Origin of the sequence: Streptomyces sp. NPDC079020, from assembly GCF_044542225.1 — a bacterium.
Classification (GTDB): Bacteria; Actinomycetota; Actinomycetes; order Streptomycetales; family Streptomycetaceae; genus Streptomyces.
This window is the reverse complement of record NZ_JBITUB010000006.1, coordinates 62190-79235: the sequence shown is the minus strand read 5'-3', so window position 1 is coordinate 79235 and position 17046 is coordinate 62190. Positions and strand designations below refer to the sequence as shown.

At 72.1% G+C, this 17046-nt stretch carries 16 protein-coding genes; 8 read left to right on the top strand and 8 right to left on the bottom strand.

From position 1 onward, the window contains the following. Positions 1-30 precede the first annotated feature (30 nt). Positions 31-1785 carry an acetyl/propionyl/methylcrotonyl-CoA carboxylase subunit alpha gene (locus ACIGJO_RS14355; protein ID WP_399957207.1) on the bottom strand — a complete coding sequence of 585 codons (1755 nt, stop codon included), beginning with the start codon at positions 1783-1785 and terminating at the stop codon, positions 31-33. Between the two features lie 356 nt (positions 1786-2141). On the opposite strand from ACIGJO_RS14355, the gene ACIGJO_RS14350 reads away from it, so the two are divergent. After that, positions 2142-2594, top strand: coding sequence for a hypothetical protein (locus ACIGJO_RS14350; RefSeq protein ID WP_399958116.1), 453 nt, complete (start codon positions 2142-2144; stop codon positions 2592-2594). Positions 2595-2689: 95 nt separating this feature from the next. Here the strand turns inward: ACIGJO_RS14350 and ACIGJO_RS14345 are convergent, their stop codons facing one another. The 4 genes from ACIGJO_RS14345 to ACIGJO_RS14330 form a co-directional block, all read right to left on the bottom strand. Continuing rightward, entirely contained in the window at positions 2690-3301 is a 612-nt protein-coding gene (locus tag ACIGJO_RS14345) for a Maf family protein (RefSeq protein ID WP_399957204.1), read from the bottom strand. 35 nt (positions 3302-3336) lie between these two features. After that, on the bottom strand, positions 3337-3465 hold the full coding sequence (mmpB, locus tag ACIGJO_RS14340; RefSeq protein ID WP_399957201.1) for a morphogenic membrane protein MmpB: 129 nt from the start codon (positions 3463-3465) through the stop codon (positions 3337-3339). A gap of 114 nt (positions 3466-3579) precedes the next feature. Next, on the bottom strand, positions 3580-3786 hold the full coding sequence (locus ACIGJO_RS14335) for an acyl-CoA carboxylase epsilon subunit (RefSeq protein ID WP_399957198.1): 207 nt from the start codon (positions 3784-3786) through the stop codon (positions 3580-3582). 14 nt (positions 3787-3800) lie between these two features. After that, positions 3801-5381 (bottom strand): acyl-CoA carboxylase subunit beta, encoded by a 1581-nt coding sequence (locus ACIGJO_RS14330; RefSeq protein ID WP_399957196.1) that lies wholly within the window; start codon positions 5379-5381, stop codon positions 3801-3803. Between the two features lie 146 nt (positions 5382-5527). Between ACIGJO_RS14330 and ACIGJO_RS14325 the strand changes: the two genes are divergently transcribed. The 5 genes from ACIGJO_RS14325 to hutH all read left to right on the top strand — a co-directional run bounded on the left by ACIGJO_RS14325 (position 5528) and on the right by hutH (position 11703). Continuing rightward, positions 5528-6391, top strand: coding sequence for a biotin--[acetyl-CoA-carboxylase] ligase (locus ACIGJO_RS14325; RefSeq protein WP_399957194.1), 864 nt, complete (start codon positions 5528-5530; stop codon positions 6389-6391). A 182-nt stretch (positions 6392-6573) separates the two neighbouring features. Further along, complete coding sequence (locus ACIGJO_RS14320) at positions 6574-7773, top strand: adenylate/guanylate cyclase domain-containing protein (protein ID WP_399957192.1); 1200 nt, start codon at positions 6574-6576, stop codon at positions 7771-7773. Positions 7774-7908: 135 nt separating this feature from the next. Further along, positions 7909-8721 (top strand): enoyl-CoA hydratase/isomerase family protein, encoded by an 813-nt coding sequence (locus ACIGJO_RS14315; protein WP_399957190.1) that lies wholly within the window; start codon positions 7909-7911, stop codon positions 8719-8721. A 92-nt stretch (positions 8722-8813) separates the two neighbouring features. Continuing rightward, complete coding sequence (locus ACIGJO_RS14310) at positions 8814-9968, top strand: diguanylate cyclase domain-containing protein (RefSeq protein ID WP_399957187.1); 1155 nt, start codon at positions 8814-8816, stop codon at positions 9966-9968. A gap of 175 nt (positions 9969-10143) precedes the next feature. Further along, positions 10144-11703 carry a histidine ammonia-lyase gene (hutH, locus tag ACIGJO_RS14305; RefSeq protein WP_399957184.1) on the top strand — a complete coding sequence of 520 codons (1560 nt, stop codon included), beginning with the start codon at positions 10144-10146 and terminating at the stop codon, positions 11701-11703. Between the two features lie 128 nt (positions 11704-11831). On the opposite strand, the gene ACIGJO_RS14300 is transcribed toward hutH, so the two are convergent. Beyond that, positions 11832-12137 carry a hypothetical protein gene (locus ACIGJO_RS14300; RefSeq protein WP_399957181.1) on the bottom strand — a complete coding sequence of 102 codons (306 nt, stop codon included), beginning with the start codon at positions 12135-12137 and terminating at the stop codon, positions 11832-11834. Positions 12138-12245: 108 nt separating this feature from the next. Between ACIGJO_RS14300 and ACIGJO_RS14295 the strand changes: the two genes are divergently transcribed. Both ACIGJO_RS14295 and ACIGJO_RS14290 read left to right on the top strand, forming a co-directional pair. After that, positions 12246-12731 (top strand): hypothetical protein, encoded by a 486-nt coding sequence (locus ACIGJO_RS14295; RefSeq protein WP_399957178.1) that lies wholly within the window; start codon positions 12246-12248, stop codon positions 12729-12731. A 235-nt stretch (positions 12732-12966) separates the two neighbouring features. Continuing rightward, positions 12967-14235 (top strand): Ig-like domain-containing protein, encoded by a 1269-nt coding sequence (locus tag ACIGJO_RS14290; RefSeq protein WP_399957175.1) that lies wholly within the window; start codon positions 12967-12969, stop codon positions 14233-14235. Between the two features lie 237 nt (positions 14236-14472). Here ACIGJO_RS14290 and ACIGJO_RS14285 read toward each other — a convergent pair whose 3' ends face one another. Beyond that, positions 14473-14964: an RDD family protein gene (locus ACIGJO_RS14285; RefSeq protein WP_399957172.1), complete on the bottom strand. Its 492-nt coding sequence runs from the start codon at positions 14962-14964 to the stop codon at positions 14473-14475. Positions 14965-15315: 351 nt separating this feature from the next. Beyond that, positions 15316-17043: a hypothetical protein gene (locus ACIGJO_RS14280; protein WP_399957169.1), complete on the bottom strand. Its 1728-nt coding sequence runs from the start codon at positions 17041-17043 to the stop codon at positions 15316-15318. Positions 17044-17046 lie beyond the last annotated feature (3 nt).

The window sequence follows — 17046 nt, the reverse complement described above, 5'->3', positions numbered from 1 at the left end:
GACCGGGCCCTCAGGGAAACAGCCGTGCGGTCAGTCCTTGATCTCGCAGATCATCGCGCCGGAGGAGACGGAGGCGCCGACCTCGGCCGCCAGGCCCTTGACGGTGCCCGCGCGGTGCGCGTTGAGCGGCTGCTCCATCTTCATCGCTTCGAGGACGACGACGAGGTCGCCCTCCTTGACCTCCTGGCCCTCCTCGACCGCGATCTTCACGATCGTGCCCTGCATCGGGGAGGCGAGGGTGTCACCGGAGGCGGCGGAGCCGGCCTTCTTCGCCGCCCGCCGCTTCGGCTTCGCGCCCGCGGCGAGCCCGGTCCGGGCCAGGCTCATGCCCAGGGACGAGGGCAGCGAGACCTCCAGCCGCTTCCCGCCGACCTCGACCACGACCGTCTCGCGCCCCGGCTCGTCGTCGCTGTCGGCGTCGGCGGCCGCGGTGAATGGCGTGATCTCGTTGACGAACTCCGTTTCGATCCACCGGGTGTGGACGGTGAACGGGTCCGAGGTGAAGGACGGGTCGACCACCACGGCGCGGTGGAACGGAATCGCGGTCGCCATTCCCTCCACGGTGAACTCACCCAGCGCACGGGCCGCCCGCTGGAGCGCCTGCTCCCGCGTCGCACCCGTCACGATCAGCTTCGCGAGGAGCGAGTCCCACGCCGGGCCGATCACACTGCCCGACTCCACGCCCGTGTCCAGACGGACACCCGGACCGGTCGGCGGGGCGAAGGTGGTGACGGTGCCGGGGGCGGGCAGGAACCCGCGGCCCGGGTCCTCGCCGTTGATCCGGAACTCGAACGCGTGCCCGCGCAGCGCGGGGTCCCCGTAGCCGAGCTCCTCGCCGTCCGCGATCCGGAACATCTCGCGGACCAGGTCGATGCCGGTGACCTCCTCGGTCACCGGGTGCTCGACCTGGAGACGGGTGTTGACCTCCAGGAACGAGATGGTCCCGTCCAGACCGACCAGGAACTCGACCGTGCCGGCGCCGACATAGCCGGCTTCCTTCAGGATCGCCTTCGAGGCCGCGTACAGCTCCGCGTTCTGCGCCTCGGACAGGAACGGGGCCGGGGCCTCCTCGACCAGCTTCTGGTGCCGCCGCTGGAGCGAGCAGTCACGCGTCGAGACGACCACCACGTTGCCGTGGGTGTCGGCCAGGCACTGCGTCTCCACATGCCGGGGCTTGTCGAGATACCGCTCGACGAAGCACTCGCCCCGCCCGAACGCCGCGACCGCCTCACGCACCGCGGAGTCGTACAGCTCCGGGATCTCCTCCAGCGTCCGGGCCACCTTCAGCCCGCGGCCGCCGCCGCCGAACGCCGCCTTGATCGCGATCGGCAGCCCGTTCTCGGCCGCGAACGCCACGACCTCGTCCGCGCCGGACACCGGGTCCGGCGTCCCCGCGACGAGCGGGGCACCCGCGCGCTGCGCGATGTGCCGGGCGGCGACCTTGTCGCCGAGGTCACGGATCGCCTGCGGCGGCGGACCGATCCACGTCAGACCCGCGTCGAGCACCGCCTGGGCGAACTCCGCGTTCTCCGACAGGAACCCGTACCCCGGATGAATCGCGTCCGCTCCCGAGTCGGCCGCTGCCCGGAGCACCTTGGCCATGTCCAGATAACTCGCGGCCGGGGTGTCACCGCCCAGAGCGAACGCCTCATCAGCCGCCCGGACATGCAGAGCATCCCGGTCCGGATCCGCGTAGACCGCCACACTCGCGATACCGGCATCCCGGCACGCCCTGGCAACACGGACAGCGATTTCGCCACGGTTGGCGATGAGCACCTTGCGCACGATGACTCCCTCCTTGAAACAAGCTGAGTTTAGGGACTACCGACACGGCCGTACGACCCGTCCCCAATAGTGAGCTTGCCCACACGGAGTGTGATTCGAGGCTTGCTTGAGTCGTGAAATCCCTTGTCGCACCACGGTACGCCGCGTTCCTCAAGCGCACAGTAGCCACGAGGTGTGGTGCAGGTCTCTGTAATTTGAGTCAACGCTTCGGGGCATTTCTTTGTGGACTCCCTACGAACGGCCGGTGGATTCTTTGCCCGGCCCGCGAGGGTGGCGGGACCCCTTGTTCGAACGATTACCCATTAGTAGGGTCCGCCATATCACACGTACTACAGGTAACAGGGGGTGGCGCAGTGGTGCGCAGACCGGTGGCGGTCGTGACGGCGCTCGTACTGTTCGGGGAGGCCGTGGGCATCGTGTTCATCAACGCCGTGCTCGCGACGGTCGCGGAGAACCAGAACATGTCGCTCGCCGGAATGGACCCGGAGGCCATGTCCACCGGCACCTGGGTGATGGGCGGTGTCTCCGGCCTCCTGCTGGTGCTGTGCGGTCTGGTCGCCCTCGTGGCCGGGATACGCGACCGCTCGCCGGGGCGGGCGGGCCGTGTCGCCCTCATCGGGTGCGCGGTCGTGCACGGGGTGCTGGGGGCCCTCACGGTGGGTCTGGTCGGCTGGGCCGCCTTCGCGTTCATGATGGCCGTGCTGGCGCTGCTCGTGCTGACGCTGGTGGCGTACGGCTCCGAGGGCGCGGACACCGGCGGGAGGGGGAACGGGAGCGGTGCCGAAGCGTCCGCGCCCGCGCCCGCCTGACGGCTGTTCCGTAACCCCTGGCGGGCGCGACAGCCTTGGCTCACGCCCCTTCCGCGGGCCGATGTGCCCGGCGGCCCGCGACTCCCGGGCGGCTCTCAGGCCCACAACTCCGTCACGGAGATGTCCAGTTCGCCGAGCAGTCGGCGCAGCAGCGGCAGGGAGAGCCCGATGACGTTGCCGTGGTCGCCCTCGATCGAGTCGACGAACGGTGCCGAACGGCCGTCCAGGGTGAACGCCCCCGCCACATGGAGCGGCTCGCCCGAGGCGACATAGGCGGCGACCTCGGCGTCGGTCGGCTCGCCGAACCGGACGACGGTGGACGCGGTCTCGGAGGCGGTGCGGCCGGACGCGGTGTCGATCACGCTGTGTCCGGTCCGCAGGATGCCGGACCGGCCGCGCATGGACTTCCAGCGCGCGGTGGCCTCCTCGGCGTCGGCGGGCTTGCCGAGCGCCTCGCCGTCCAGTTCGAGGACGGAGTCGCAGCCGATCACCAGGGCGCCCGCGGCCTCGGGACGGGCGGCGACGGCCGCCGCCTTGGCCTCGGCCAGGACGAGCGCCAGCCGGGCCGGCGTCGGGGCGGTCAGGGCGTCCTCGTCGACGCCGCTGACGATCACCTCGGGAGCGAAACCGGCCTGGCGGAGCAGGCCGAGACGGGCGGGCGAGGCGGAGGCGAGCACAAGGCGGCGCTGATCAGTCATACCGGCCATCGTAGAAGGGCCCGGTACGCCCCCGCGGCCGAAGCTCAGCGGATACCCAGGGCGAACATCGCGACGATCATGGCGAGCGCGAGCACCAGACCCGCGCGGCGCATCATCTCCTGGGCGTCGCGCAGGTCCTTCGGCGGCTTGTTCTCGGGATCGGACCACAGCATGCTCCGATCCTGCTGCGATGCCCGCGCTCACGCCTGAGTACGGATACTCAACCGGCCCCGTTCCTCCGGACCGCGTGGTTCCGCGGGCCGTCCGCCGCCAGCGCGGAGTGCGCGTCAGACGGGCCAGTACGTCCGCGCCCAGGACCGCGGGCCCGGCTGCGGGCGTCCGCGGCGGGCGATGCGGCCCGGGTCGGACCACTGCTCGGGCGGCAGCGGCCCGCCGGAGGACACGGCGGCCGTCGCCGCGGCGCGGGCCCGGACCACCGCGAGGGCGGCGGCCAGCTCCTCCGGGGTCGGGTTGCCCCGTACGACCTTGATCATGGCCAGACGCCTTTCTAGAGGGGGATGTTGCCGTGCTTCTTCGGGGGCAGCGACTCCCGCTTCGTGCGCAGCTGACGCAGACCCTTCACGATGTGGGCCCGGGTGTCGGACGGCATGATCACCGCGTCGACGTAGCCGCGCTCGGCCGCCACGTACGGGTTCAGCAGGGCGTCCTCGTAGTCCGCCATCAGCTCGGCGCGGGTCGCGTCGGGGTCTTCGGCGGCGGCGATCGTACGACGGTGCAGGATGTTCACCGCGCCCTGCGCGCCCATCACGGCGATCTGCGCGGTCGGCCAGGCGACGTTGAGGTCGGCGCCCAGGTGCTTGGAGCCCATGACGTCGTAGGCGCCGCCGAACGCCTTGCGGGTGATCACCGTGATCAGCGGGACGGTGGCCTCCGCGTAGGCGTAGATCAGCTTGGCGCCGCGGCGGATGATGCCGCCGTACTCCTGGTCCACGCCCGGCAGGAAGCCCGGCACGTCGACGAAGGTCAGCACCGGCACGTTGAACGCGTCGCAGGTGCGGACGAAGCGGGCCGCCTTCTCGCTCGCGTCGATGTCCAGGCAGCCGGCGAACTGCATCGGCTGGTTGGCGACGACGCCGACCGGGTGCCCCTCCACGCGGCCGAAGCCGGTGATGATGTTCGGCGCGAACAGGGCCTGGGTCTCCAGGAATTCACCGTCGTCCAGCACATGCTCGATGGCGGTGTGCATGTCGTACGGCTGGTTCGCCGAGTCCGGGATGAGGGTGTCCAGCTCGCGGTCCTCGTCCGTGGTGGCCAGATCGGCCTCCTCCGGGAAGGCGGGAGCCTCGGAGAGGTTGTTCGAAGGGAGGTACGACAACAGGGACTTGACGTACTCGATGGCGTCCTTCTCGTCACCCGCCATGTGGTGGGCCACACCGGAGGTGGTGTTGTGCGTACGCGCCCCGCCCAGCTCCTCGAAGCCGACGTCCTCGCCGGTGACCGTCTTGATGACGTCGGGCCCCGTGATGAACATGTGCGAGGTCTGGTCGACCATCACCGTGAAGTCGGTGATCGCGGGGGAGTACACCGCACCGCCCGCGCACGGTCCGACGATCAGGGAGATCTGCGGGATCACGCCCGAGGCGTGCACATTGCGGCGGAAGATCTCGGCGAACAGGCCGAGGGCCGCCACGCCCTCCTGGATGCGGGCGCCGCCGCCGTCGTTGATGCCGATGACGGGACAGCCGGTCTTCAGGGCGAAGTCCATGACCTTGACGATCTTCTCGCCGTAGACCTCGCCGAGCGAGCCGCCGAAGATCGTGAAATCCTGCGAATACACGCAGACGGGGCGGCCGTCGACCGTGCCGTAACCGGTGACGACACCGTCTCCGTACGGGCGGTTCTTCTCGATGCCGAAGTTGGTGGAGCGGTGCCGGGCGAACTCGTCCAGCTCCACGAAGGACCCCTCGTCGAGCAGGAGACCGACCCGCTCGCGGGCGGTCAGCTTGCCCTTGGCGTGCTGCTTCTCGACCGCGCGGGCGGATCCCGCGTGCGTCGCCTCTTCGATGCGGCGCTGTAGGTCCGCGATCTTGCCCGCGGTGGTGTGGATGTCGCTCTGCGGCTCGGACATCGGGTGGCGGCTCCCTGCCTGGTCACGGGGGACGACAAGTACCGGTCACGGGGGACGGCCAGTACTCCGTTTAGCTACTGACTCGTAGGGTATCGGCGCCGATACGGTTCGGCAGTGCGTCGTTTGCCACACCTAGGGTGGCTTGCATGACTTCACCGGATGCGCCACACAACCGCTGGTCGGACCTGGACCGGCCGCCCCTCAACGTCGCCGCGCTGCGCCGCGGGCTGCTGCGGCCCGGAGGGCTGTGGAGCTCGCTCGACGTGGTGGAGTCGACCGGCTCGACCAACTCCGACCTCGCGCGACGTGCCGGTTCGCTGACCGAGGGCACGGTGCTGGTCGCCGAGGAGCAGACCGCGGGGCGCGGGCGCCTGGACCGGACATGGACGGCGCCGCCGCGATCGGGGCTTTTTTTCTCGGTCTTCCTGACGCCCGGTGAGGTGCCCGTGGAGCGCTGGGGATGGCTGCCGCTGCTGGCCGGGGTCGCCGCCGCGACGGGGCTCGCCAGGTCGGCGGGCGTCGACACGGCGCTGAAATGGCCCAATGACCTGCTGGTCACGGTGGAGGGCGCGGAGCGCAAGGCGGGCGGCATCCTCGCCGAGCGGGCCGGGGACGGCGTCGTCATCGGCATGGGCCTCAATGTCTCCCTGCGGGCCGACGAGCTGCCCGCCCCGACAGCGGGCTCGCTGGCCCTCGCCGACGCGGTCTCCACCGACCGGGAGACCCTGCTGCGGGCCGTCCTGCGTTCCCTGGAGCAGTGGTACGGGACCTGGCGCGCGGCGGACGGTGACGCCGCGGCGTCCGGGCTCCAGGCGGCCTACGCGGCGGGGTGCGCCACCCTGGACCGGACCGTGCGGGCCCAGCTGCCCGGTGACCGGTCGATCGTCGGCGAGGCCGTCGCGATCGACGGCGACGGCCGTCTCGTCCTGTCCACCGAGGACGGGCTCCGGGAGCCGGTTTCGGCGGGGGACATCGTGCACCTGCGGGGTGCGGAGGGCGGTCTGACCTGAGATCGGGGGGAATCTGCCGGGGTCCGGCCAGAACGGAATACCGCGAATACAGGAGATGTCACGCGCGACGCACCCGTACCGGGCAACCGGGGACGTGAGCTAGGGCACACCTGCCGTATCGTTGAGGCGATCCGGCGACAGATCGGCAGGGAAGTGCGCAGGGAACGGGCAGGAGGCGGCTGGTGACCGTCGACGACACGACCTCCGGCGAGGGCGCGGAGCCCCCGCCGGGATCCTCGGTCCACCCCACGCCGCATCTTGAGGTCGAACATACGGCCGAGCCGAGCGACGATCCCCTCGCGATCCGGCTCGAACAGCTGATCCTGGGGGCCGACCGCCGCTACACGCCCTTTCAGGCGGCCCGTACCGCCGGGGTCTCCATGGACCTGGCGTCCCGGTTCTGGCGGGCCATGGGCTTCGCCGACATCGGGCAGGCCAGGGCGCTCACCGAGGCCGATGTGCTGGCGCTGCGCCGGCTCGCGGGTCTCGTCGAGGCGGGGCTGCTGAGCGAGCCGATGGCGATCCAGGTGGCCCGGTCGACCGGGCAGACCACCGCCCGGCTGGCGGAATGGCAGATCGACTCGTTCCTGGAAGGGCTGACCGAGCCGCCCGAGCCGGGGATGACCCGTACCGAGGTCACGTATCCGCTGATCGAGCTGCTGCTGCCGGAGCTGGAGGAGTTCCTCATCTATGTGTGGCGGCGTCAGCTCGCCGCCGCCACCGGCCGGGTCGTGCAGGCCGCGGACGACGACGAGATGGTCGACCGGCGGCTCGCCGTCGGCTTCGCCGACCTGGTCGGCTTCACCCGGCTGACCCGGCGCCTGGAGGAGGAGGAGCTCGGCGAACTGGTCGAGTCCTTCGAGACCACCGCCGCCGATCTGGTCGCGGCCCACGGCGGGCGGCTCATCAAGACGCTCGGCGACGAAGTGCTGTTCGCCGCCGACGACGCGGGTACGGCGGCCGAGATAGGGCTGCGTCTGATCGAGGCCATGGCCCAGGACGAGACGATGCCTGCGCTGCGGGTCGGCATCGCGTTCGGCACGGTCACCACCCGGATGGGCGATGTCTTCGGTACGACGGTGAACCTCGCCAGCCGGCTCACCTCCATAGCGCCGAAGGACGCCGTGCTGGTCGACGGGGCCTTCGCCCAGGAGCTGACCCGTACCGGCGACGCCCCCGCGTCCGAGGCGCAGGCCGCCGAGGAGGTCGCCGCCGCCGCGGAGCGGGCCCGGGTGGCCGAGAAGGAGGGCCGGGAGGACGTGGACGCCCCGCCCCTGCCCACGTACCGCTTCGGGCTCCAGCCGATGTGGCAGCGGCCGGTGCGCGGGCTGGGAGTCGTGGAGCCGTGGCTGCTGGCCCGGCGGGGGAAGACGGGCAGCTGACGGGCGCTGCCCCTGCGCGGCCGGACGGGCGAGGCCACCGGCCGGCCGGCGCTCCCGTCGGCGACGGCCGGTCCTGTCCGCGGGGCAGCCTCTAGGATCCCTCCGGTAACGCTCGTCAACCGGAGGGGTGCAGCCATGACCATCACGTCGGAGCAGCGGTTCGGGGAGTTCGTCGTCGTACGGCGGCACGAGGGCCGGGATCATGTCGCCGAGCTGGTGCTCGACCGGCCCAGGGTCATGAACGCCGTGTCCACGGAGATGGCCCGCTCCATCGGGGCCGCCTGTGAGGCGCTGGGCGCCGACCGCGACGTACGCGCCACCGTCCTCACCTCCAGTCATGACCGGGCCTTCTGCGTGGGCGCGGACCTCAAGGAGCGCAACTCCTTCACCGATGCCGAGCTGATGCGGCAGCGGCCCACCTCGCGGGCCGCGTACACCGGGGTGCTCGAACTGCCGATGCCGACGATCGCCGCCGTGCACGGCTTCGCGCTCGGCGGCGGCTTCGAGCTCGCCCTGGCCTGCGACCTGATCGTGGCCGACCGCACCGCCGTGGTCGGTCTGCCCGAGGTGTCGGTCGGGGTGATCCCGGGCGGCGGCGGTACGCAGCTGCTGCCCCGCCGGGTCGGTGCGGCGCGGGCGGCCGAGCTGGTGTTCACCGCGCGCCGGGTGGAGGCCGCCGAGGCCCGGGAGCTGGGGCTGGTCGACGAACTGGTCGAAGCGGGCCGGGACCGGGAGGAGGCGCTGGCGCTCGGCGGCCGGATCGCGGGCAACTCCCCGGTCGGACTTCGGGCCGCCAAGCGCGCCCTGCGGCTGGGGCACGGGCTGGATCTGCGCGCCGGCCTCGAAGTGGAGGACTCGGCCTGGCGGTCGGTGGCCTTCTCCGGGGACCGTGCGGAGGGCGTGGCCGCCTTCAACGAGAAGCGCAGGCCGAACTGGCCCGGTGAGTGACGGCGACGCGCCGGGTGACGCGGGCGGGGCGCGGAAAGATTATCGACGTCTCAAACTGATCAAAACGGAATAAATCTACATAAGCTATGCAAATGGGTGGTGACGATACGCGGCTGCGGGCCGTGGTTTCGCTGGCGCAGACGATGGCCGCGGCCTACACCCCGCGCGAGTCGTGGCGGGCGGCGGCGCTGGGGGCCTGTGAGGCGCTGGGCGGCAGCTTCGCCGCGCTCTCCGTGTGGGAGCGCGACCGGGGCAGGCTCCGGGTGCTGGTGAACGCCGGGCAGCGGGCCGAGGGGGAGGAGGAGTTCCCCGAGGAAGAGGCGTACCCGGTGCATCAGTTCCCGGAGATCACCGAGTTCCTGCACGAACGGTGGGCGGGCGGCGGGGAGCCGGACGCCTGGGTGGAGACCGCCGACGGGCTGCCCGGTGCGGGCGGCCCGGCCCGCGGGACCCGCCCGTACAGCCATCAGCGGGTCGCGGCCCTGCGGCGGCGGGGGCGCGGCTGCTGCGTGGTCGCGCCGATCGTGCTGCACGGGCGGGCCTGGGGCGAGCTGTATGTCGCACGCCGGGCGGGGGAGCCGGTGTTCGACCGGGACGACGCGGACTTCGCGACCGTGCTGGCCGCCGTCGCCGCGGCCGGGATCGCTCAGACGGAGCGCCTGGAGGAGGTGCGCAAGCTCGCCTTCACCGATCCGCTGACCGGTCTCGCCAACCGCCGCGCCGTCGACGTCCGGCTCGACGAGGCCCTGGAGCGCCACCGTACGGACAGTGCGGTCGTCAGCCTGGTGGTCTGCGATCTGAACGGCCTCAAGACGGTCAACGACACCCATGGCCACGCGGTCGGTGACCGTCTGCTGGAACGTTTCGGCTCGGTGCTGTCCCGGTGCGGCGCGATGCTGCCCGGTGCCCTCGCGGCGCGGCTCGGCGGCGACGAGTTCTGCCTGCTCGCCGTGGGGCCCGGCGCGGACGACGTGGTCCGGGTCGCCACGGAACTGTGCGCGCGGGCGGCCGTGCTCGAACTCGGTGACGGGGTCGCCTGCGGGGTCGCGTCGACCGGCGACCCGATCGGGCAGGTGCGCTCGGCGCGGCGGCTGTTCCGGCTGGCGGACGCGGCCCAGTACCGGGCCAAGGCGGCGCGCGCCGTCGGGCCGGTGGTGGCCGGGCGCGACGGCGAGGTGATCCGGCTGGCCGATTCGCCGCCGAAGGCCGCCCACGACCGGCGCAGGCTGCGCGGCAACCAGCCGTGAGAGCCGTCCCCCGGTCGCGGCTGGGGGACCCCTGGCCGCCGTTGAGTCACCCCTGACAGCCCCTGAGCTGCCCGTGGGCGCCCCTGGGCCGCGCCGGTGGCGCCCGGAGTCCGGTAAGGGGTCAACCGGGCTACCACTAGTGACATGAAGGGTTTCAGTCCGTACGCTTCTGAATATGGATATGCATACAGTCGTGGTGGGGACGTCCGGTACCACCGCCGAGGACGTCATCGCCGTGGCCCGCGGGGGAGCCCGGGTCGAGCTCTCCGCCGCCGCCGTGGAAGCGCTGGCCGCCGCCCGCCGGATCGTGGACGCGCTCGCCGCCAAGCCCGAGCCGGTCTACGGCGTCTCCACCGGCTTCGGCGCCCTCGCCAGCCGCCATATCAGCCCCGACCTGCGGGCGCAGCTGCAGCGCAACATCGTCCGCTCGCACGCCGCGGGCATGGGCCCCCACGTCGAGCGCGAAGTCGTGCGCGCCCTGATGTTCCTCCGGCTGAAGACGGTCGCCTCCGGCCACACCGGCGTACGCCCCGAGGTCGCGCAGACCATGGCCGATGTGCTCAACGCGGGCATCACGCCCGTCGTGCACGAGTACGGCTCGCTCGGCTGCTCCGGCGACCTGGCACCGCTCTCGCACTGCGCCCTGACGCTGATGGGCGAGGGCGACGCGGAGGGCCCCGGCGGCACCGTGCGCCCCGCGGGCGAACTGCTCGCCGCTCACGGCATTACCCCGGTCGAGCTGCGCGAGAAGGAGGGCCTCGCCCTCCTCAACGGCACCGACGGCATGCTCGGCATGCTGGTCATGGCCCTCGCCGACCTCAAGAACCTCTACACCTCGGCCGACATCACCGCCGCCCTCTCGCTGGAGGCGCTGCTCGGCACGGACAAGGTCCTCGCGCCGGAACTGCACGCCATCCGCCCCCACCCGGGCCAGGGCGTCAGCGCCGACAACATGCTGCGGGTACTGGCGGGCTCCGGTCTTACGGGGCGGCACGCCGAGATCACAGGCGACGCGCCGCGCGTCCAGGACGCCTACTCGGTGCGCTGCGCCCCGCAGGTCAACGGCGCGGGGCGGGACACCCTCGCCTACGCGGCCGTGGTCGCCGGGCGTGAGCTGGCCTCCGCCGTCGACAACCCGGTGGTGCTGCCCGACGGCAGGGTCGAGTCCAACGGCAACTTCCACGGCGCCCCCGTGGCGTACGTCCTGGACTTCCTCGCCATCGTGGCCGCCGACCTCGGCTCGATCTCCGAGCGCCGCACCGACCGGCTCCTGGACAAGAACCGTTCGCACGGGCTGCCGCCGTTCCTCGCCGACGACGCCGGGGTCGACTCGGGCCTGATGATCGCCCAGTACACCCAGGCCGCCCTGGTCAGCGAGATGAAGCGGCTCGCGGTCCCCGCCTCCGCCGACTCGATCCCGTCCTCCGCGATGCAGGAGGACCACGTCTCCATGGGCTGGTCCGCGGCGCGCAAGCTCCGTACCGCCGTCGACAGCCTCGCCCGGATCGTCGCCGTCGAGCTGTACGCGGCGACCCGCGCCGTCGAGCTGCGCGCCGCGCAGGGCCTCACCCCTGCCCCCGCCTCGCGGGCCGCCATCGACGCGCTGCGGGCGGCCGGCGTCCAGGGCCCGGGACCGGACCGCTTCCTCTCGCCGGACCTGGCCGCCGCGGACACCTTCGTACGCGAGGGGAAGCTCGTGGAGGCCGTGGAGCCGGTCACCGGGCCGCTGGCCTGAGCCCGCCGGTCCCCGGGCGGACCGGAAGCGCCGTACGGCACGGAGGGCTGCCGCACCGGGTGGTGCGGCAGCCCTCCGTGTCCCGCGTACCGGCCCCCGCGGGTGACCGGTGTGTCCTGCTCACCGGCTCAGAGCGCGGGACGTACCGTCCCCCGGCGCGCCGAGTACGTGACGAAGCCCGCGCCGATCCCCAGCAGTGCCGTGCCGCCGATCAGGTACGGCCTGGTGTCGACCCCGGTGCCGGTGTCGGCGAGGGTCTCACCCGGGCCCTCGTTCCCGGCGGCGGGCGCCGCTCCCGGCTGTGCGGATTCGGCCGCCCCGGTCCTGTGCGCCGTCCTGTCGACGGTCGCGTTGGCCGAGGGAACGAACCAGAGAGCGCAGAGCAGGGTGCCCGCGGCGGTGGTGGTCAGCAGTGTGCGACGAGTGACTGACACAGATTCGATCCCCTTGCGACAACCATGAGTTAGCCCCGTGGGCCGATGCTAAGCAAAGCAGCGGGTCGTAGGAAAGTCGCGGAGAGCGGGAGCCTTACGCTCCGGCTTATGAGCACTTCAGAGACATCCAGGTTTGTTCGACTTCGTGTGGAGATGGTGCTGGAGATCACCGACTCCGACGCCCTGACCGGCACCGCGCTCGAAAGCATCGCCGCCGAGTACGGGGAGCCCGTCACCGGGATCGCCGAGAGCGACACCGCCGAGGAACGCACGCGGGCGGAGAGCACCGTCCGGGCCGACGCGGCGGAGGCACTCGCCTCCCTGGTGGACCCCTTCGACCTGGTCAGCGAGGTACCCGGGGTCGAGCTGGCCCAGGCCTCCTGGAGCAGCGAGAGCGTCGACTACGACCCCGACGCGGAGGGCTGGGAAGACGACGAGGACGAGGACTACCTCACGGACGCGCTCCTCCTCGGGGAGGAGATCCTTCTCGGCGACGACGAGGAGGGCGGCGAGGGCGGCGGCGACGGCGGTGGCGCGGTCGCGCACAATGGGAGGGACGACGGCGAGAACAGTGACGCGGTACGGCAGGGCTGACGTGTGAGAGAACGGCCCCGGTCCGCCCACCCGCGGGCCGGGGCCGAACCGTGTCCCGGGCCGCGCATGCACAGGCCGGCCGGGAACCGCCGCTGCCACCGCCACGTCATTGAGTGGTGTTCCCCACATCCGCCGGGGATGAGGAACCGAGCGCCCGTTCCGGGTGTTCTTGGAACATTGACGGGTATTCGCCGTCCGGCGGCCCCGTTCGGGGATTTTTGGGGAATCGGCAACGATGGAGAAGCGTGTGATGACGGACAGCAAGCGGCGCAGGGGTCTCGTGGCCGTGTCCGCACTGCTCGGCGGCGTGCTGGTGCTTTCGGCCTGTAGCGACGACGGGGACAAGGGCGGAGCGAACGCCGACGGCTCGAAGACATCGCAGGCGCAGGAGGTGGACAAGGCGGCCGCCGAGGACGCTTCCGAGGCACAGATAGCGATCAAGCCGAAGAACGGTGCCACCAACGCCAGCATCAACAACGACGCCAAGGTCACCGTCACCAAGGGCAAGCTGACCGAGGTGGTCATGACCACGGCGGCCGGCGAGGCGGTCGAGGGCACCCTGGCGGCGGACGGCCTGAGCTGGCAGCCGGCCGGTCAGCTGGAGCGCTCCACCGCGTACAAGATCAACGCCACGGCGAAGGACTCGAAGGGCCGCGAGGCGCACGAGAACAGCTCCTTCACCACGGTGTCGCCCGCCAACAGCTTCATCGGGAACTTCACCCCCGAGGACGGTTCCACCGTCGGCGTCGGCATGCCGGTCTCGATCAACTTCAACAAGCCGATCACGGACAAGAAGGCCGTCCAGGACGGCATCACCGTGACGTCGAGCAGCGGCCAGGAGGTCGCCGGTCACTGGTTCAACTCGCAGCGCCTGGACCTGCGCCCCGAGGACTACTGGCAGGGCGGCTCCACCGTCACGCTGAAGCTGGCGCTGGACGGTGTCGAGGGCGCGGACGGTGTCTTCGGCGTCCAGCAGAAGACGGTCACCTTCAAGGTCGGCCGCAACCAGGTCTCCACCGTGGACGCCCGGACGAAGACCATGACGGTCACCCGGGACGGCAAGACGGTCAAGACCATCCCGATCTCCGCCGGTTCGCCCGACAACCCCACGTACAACGGTCAGATGGTGATCTCCGAGAAGTACAAGGAGACCCGGATGAACGGTGCGACCGTCGGCTTCACCGACGACGACGGCAAGGGTGAGTACGACATCAAGGACGTGCCGCACGCCATGCGGCTGTCCACCTCGGGCACCTTCATCCACGGCAACTACTGGGGCAAGGGCATCTTCGGCTCGGCGAACACCAGCCACGGCTGTGTGGGCCTCGCCGATGTGAAGGGCGCCGGTGACCCCGGCCAGCCCGGCGCCTGGTTCTACAACAACTCGCTCGTCGGCGACGTGGTCATCGTCAAGAACTCCCCGGACAAGACCATCACCCCGGACAACGGCCTCAACGGCTGGAACATGAGCTGGGCCCAGTGGACGGCGCCCGCCGCCGGCTGACCCCGCCCCCCTTCTCCGCCATTCCGGTACGTATCCCCGTACCGAACCCCCTACGAAGGCGGCGGCACCCGGATCCTCCTGGATCCCCGGTGCCGCCGCCTTCGGCGTGTTCGGGCGCCGGCCTTCCGCCGGACCGTGAGGCGCCGGCCTTCCGCCGGACCGTGAGGCGCCGGCCTTCCGCCGGACCGTGAGGCGCCGGCCTTCCGCCGGACCGCGCTCACTCCGCCCGTACCGCGCTCACTCCGTCCGGGCTGCCACGGCGGCCCGGTAGCAGAGCAGGTCCCGGTGCCTGATCTGGCGGAGCCCCACCAGATCCTCGTGCTGCGGTCCGGCGTCCGCGATGGGGCACAGCACACCCGGCGCCGCGCCCGGTCCGGCCGCCCCCGGGCGGTCGGGGGTCCGCCCGGGGGCATGTGCGCGCAGCCCGCGCCAGGGCTGGAACGGCAGCCAGAACAGGCCGTACAGCCAGCGCCGCACCAGCTGCCGGAAGCCGGGCCGGCCCGCGTCGGGCAGTCCGATCACCCGGACCCCCATGATCAGCTTTCCCGCGCTCGCCCGGACCGCGGCGGTCAGGAGCACCTGGTTGGTGAAGGACAGAGCCAGCGCCTGGACGACCAGCAGCGCGGCCGCGCGGCCGGCACCGGTCGCGTCCAGATAGGGGCGGACCAGCAGTCCGACGGCCAGCAGGCAGAGGTAGGAGTCGAGCCCGACCGCGAGATACCGCCGCATGTCCCCGGCCGCCGAGGGCAGACGGGGTGGAGGTCTCAGCGGTCCGGGCGGCCGCGGGGGCGCCGCGCGGTGCGGGTGGACGGTGCCGCGGGGCGCGCCAATCGGTGGCGCGGGGTTCCGGCGCGGGGGGTGCGCCGTTGCCTTATGTACATCCAACGGCCTTGGTCCGTACGGGCGTTGGCCGTTCCGGTGCTCCCATGGCGTCGTCATGACGGCATCATGGCCGATTGTCGGCTGTTGCGCGCCGGTTCCCGGAGGTAAGTCCTCGCACATCGGATCAACATCGCACAGCGCGGGCCGGTGACCCCACTTCCTTGCCTCCATGGCAAGGAATTCCCGGGGTGGTACGGACTATCCGCAGCCCGCGCCCGTACCCGCGTTCCTGCCCGTACCCGGCAGCCGGTAGCGCCCGTCCAGCCGGTAGTCACCGCCCCGGTCCACCGTGAGCCGTGACCATGCGCCGTCCCGGCGCACACACCCGCCGCCGTCCGCCCGCAGCCACGGGGAGTAGGCGATCCGTACCCGTACCGAACCGGCCGCCGGCATCCGCACCACCAGCGAGGCCGCGTCCCCGCGCACCGCGGCACCGGGCGCGGACACCAGCGGCACCGCGTTCCGGACCCGGTAGATCCGCCAGTCCGCGTCCTGCCAGACCGGTTCCAGCCAGTCCGTGCCGCGCCGCACGATCTCCGCCTCCGCCTCCGCCGGACCGTCCGGGCGCCCGCTGTGCAGCACCACCAGCCCGACGGCCCAGCGGTCGAGCCAGCGGCGGTACGTGAGGGGGGTCAGGGTGCCGTCGTAGAACAGCCGCCCGCGTTCCACGTCCAGTTGGCGGTTCCAGCCACGGGCCAGGCGCACGTGGGGGGCGAGTGCGGCGGCCTCCCGGTGGTTGCGGGCCGGGACGGCCTCGACCCGGGTGCGGTCCGCGCCGAGCCGGCGCAGTGCGGCGACCGCCCCCTCGGGGTGCGCCGCCCAGGAGGGCACGGCGCTGGAGACCTCCAGATCGTCACCGGTCTTGTCCGCCACCCAGCCCGTGGTGACGGCGAGCAGTGCCGCCAGAACCAGGACGCGCCCCCGCCGCACGGTGCGCCGCCCGCATCTTGCACCGCGTTCGTGTCCCGTACGGCGTTCGCGTCCCGTACGGCGCTCATGTCCCGTACCGCGTTCGCGGCGGACGCGCGTCAGCAGGGCGGACAGCAGCACGGGCGGACCGGCGACCCCCACCAGCCGCTCCACGTTGGTCCCGATGGGCGAGGGCACCAAGAAGGTCAGGACGACCCCGAGCGCGTACACGGCGCTCGCGAACCGCACCACCCGCCAGCCGCCGTCGCGCGGCGCCGCCGGCCACACGGCCGCGCAGGCGGCGAGCGGCATCCATAACTTCCCGGCGGGCATCGGCTGTTCGCCCGTGAACGGGAAGAGCGCGGTGGTCATGGCCACCACGGCGAAGGGCGGCAGGACCAGCGCCAGGGCCCGGTGCCACTGCCGGTCGAGCCCATGGGCCGCACCCACCACCACCAGGAACAGCCCCGCCACCGGACTGGCGGCCGTCGCCAGCAGCCCGCAGCCCGCCGCGAGCACCGGACGGTTCCGCACGTACAGCAGCGCGACCATCCCGAACGCCAGCCCCAGCGCGAACGTCGTCCGCCCGGAGGCGGCATTGCACCAGAGCAGCAGCGACCCCAGCACCGCGGGGGCCAGCGGCCACGGCACCCCGGTGCGCACACACAGCCGCCCCAGCGCCCACGACCCGAGCAGCCCGGCGCCGACGGAGACCGCCCGCACCCCGGCAAACCCCATCAACGGCGGGGTCAGCACGCTGTAGTTGGCGGTGTGCATGCCGCCGTACCAGGAGAGGTTGTACGCGGACCAGGGATGCCGCGCCGCGAATTCGGCCCAGGCGAACTGTGCGGCCAGGTCCCCGCCGCCGGTGGCCAGGACCGCCGCCCACACCGCGTACAGCGGCACCACGGCCAGCGTCGCGAGGAGGGGCACCCGCAGGAGCGCCCCGCGCCCGTTGTCGGCGGCGCCGGCGAGCGGGCCGGGCGGGTGTGTGCGGATGCCCTCGGTGATCCCCATCGC

Excerpts from the sequence above, each read along its gene's own strand:
- mmpB (WP_399957201.1), bottom strand. The coding sequence starts at position 3,465 with ATGCTGTGGTCCGATCCCGAGAACAAGCCGCCGAAGGACCTGCGCGAC.
- ACIGJO_RS14325 (WP_399957194.1), top strand. The coding sequence starts at position 5,528 with ATGACTTCACCGGATGCGCCACACAACCGCTGGTCGGACCTGGACCGG.
- ACIGJO_RS14285 (WP_399957172.1), bottom strand. The coding sequence starts at position 14,964 with ATGCGGCGGTATCTCGCGGTCGGGCTCGACTCCTACCTCTGCCTGCTG.
- ACIGJO_RS14345 (WP_399957204.1), bottom strand. The coding sequence starts at position 3,301 with ATGGCCGGTATGACTGATCAGCGCCGCCTTGTGCTCGCCTCCGCCTCG.
- ACIGJO_RS14310 (WP_399957187.1), top strand. The coding sequence starts at position 8,814 with ATGGGTGGTGACGATACGCGGCTGCGGGCCGTGGTTTCGCTGGCGCAG.
- ACIGJO_RS14330 (WP_399957196.1), bottom strand. The coding sequence starts at position 5,381 with ATGTCCGAGCCGCAGAGCGACATCCACACCACCGCGGGCAAGATCGCG.
- hutH (WP_399957184.1), top strand. The coding sequence starts at position 10,144 with ATGGATATGCATACAGTCGTGGTGGGGACGTCCGGTACCACCGCCGAG.
- ACIGJO_RS14315 (WP_399957190.1), top strand. The coding sequence starts at position 7,909 with ATGACCATCACGTCGGAGCAGCGGTTCGGGGAGTTCGTCGTCGTACGG.
- ACIGJO_RS14290 (WP_399957175.1), top strand. The coding sequence starts at position 12,967 with ATGGAGAAGCGTGTGATGACGGACAGCAAGCGGCGCAGGGGTCTCGTG.
- ACIGJO_RS14280 (WP_399957169.1), bottom strand. The coding sequence starts at position 17,043 with ATGGGGATCACCGAGGGCATCCGCACACACCCGCCCGGCCCGCTCGCC.
- ACIGJO_RS14295 (WP_399957178.1), top strand. The coding sequence starts at position 12,246 with ATGAGCACTTCAGAGACATCCAGGTTTGTTCGACTTCGTGTGGAGATG.
- ACIGJO_RS14335 (WP_399957198.1), bottom strand. The coding sequence starts at position 3,786 with ATGATCAAGGTCGTACGGGGCAACCCGACCCCGGAGGAGCTGGCCGCC.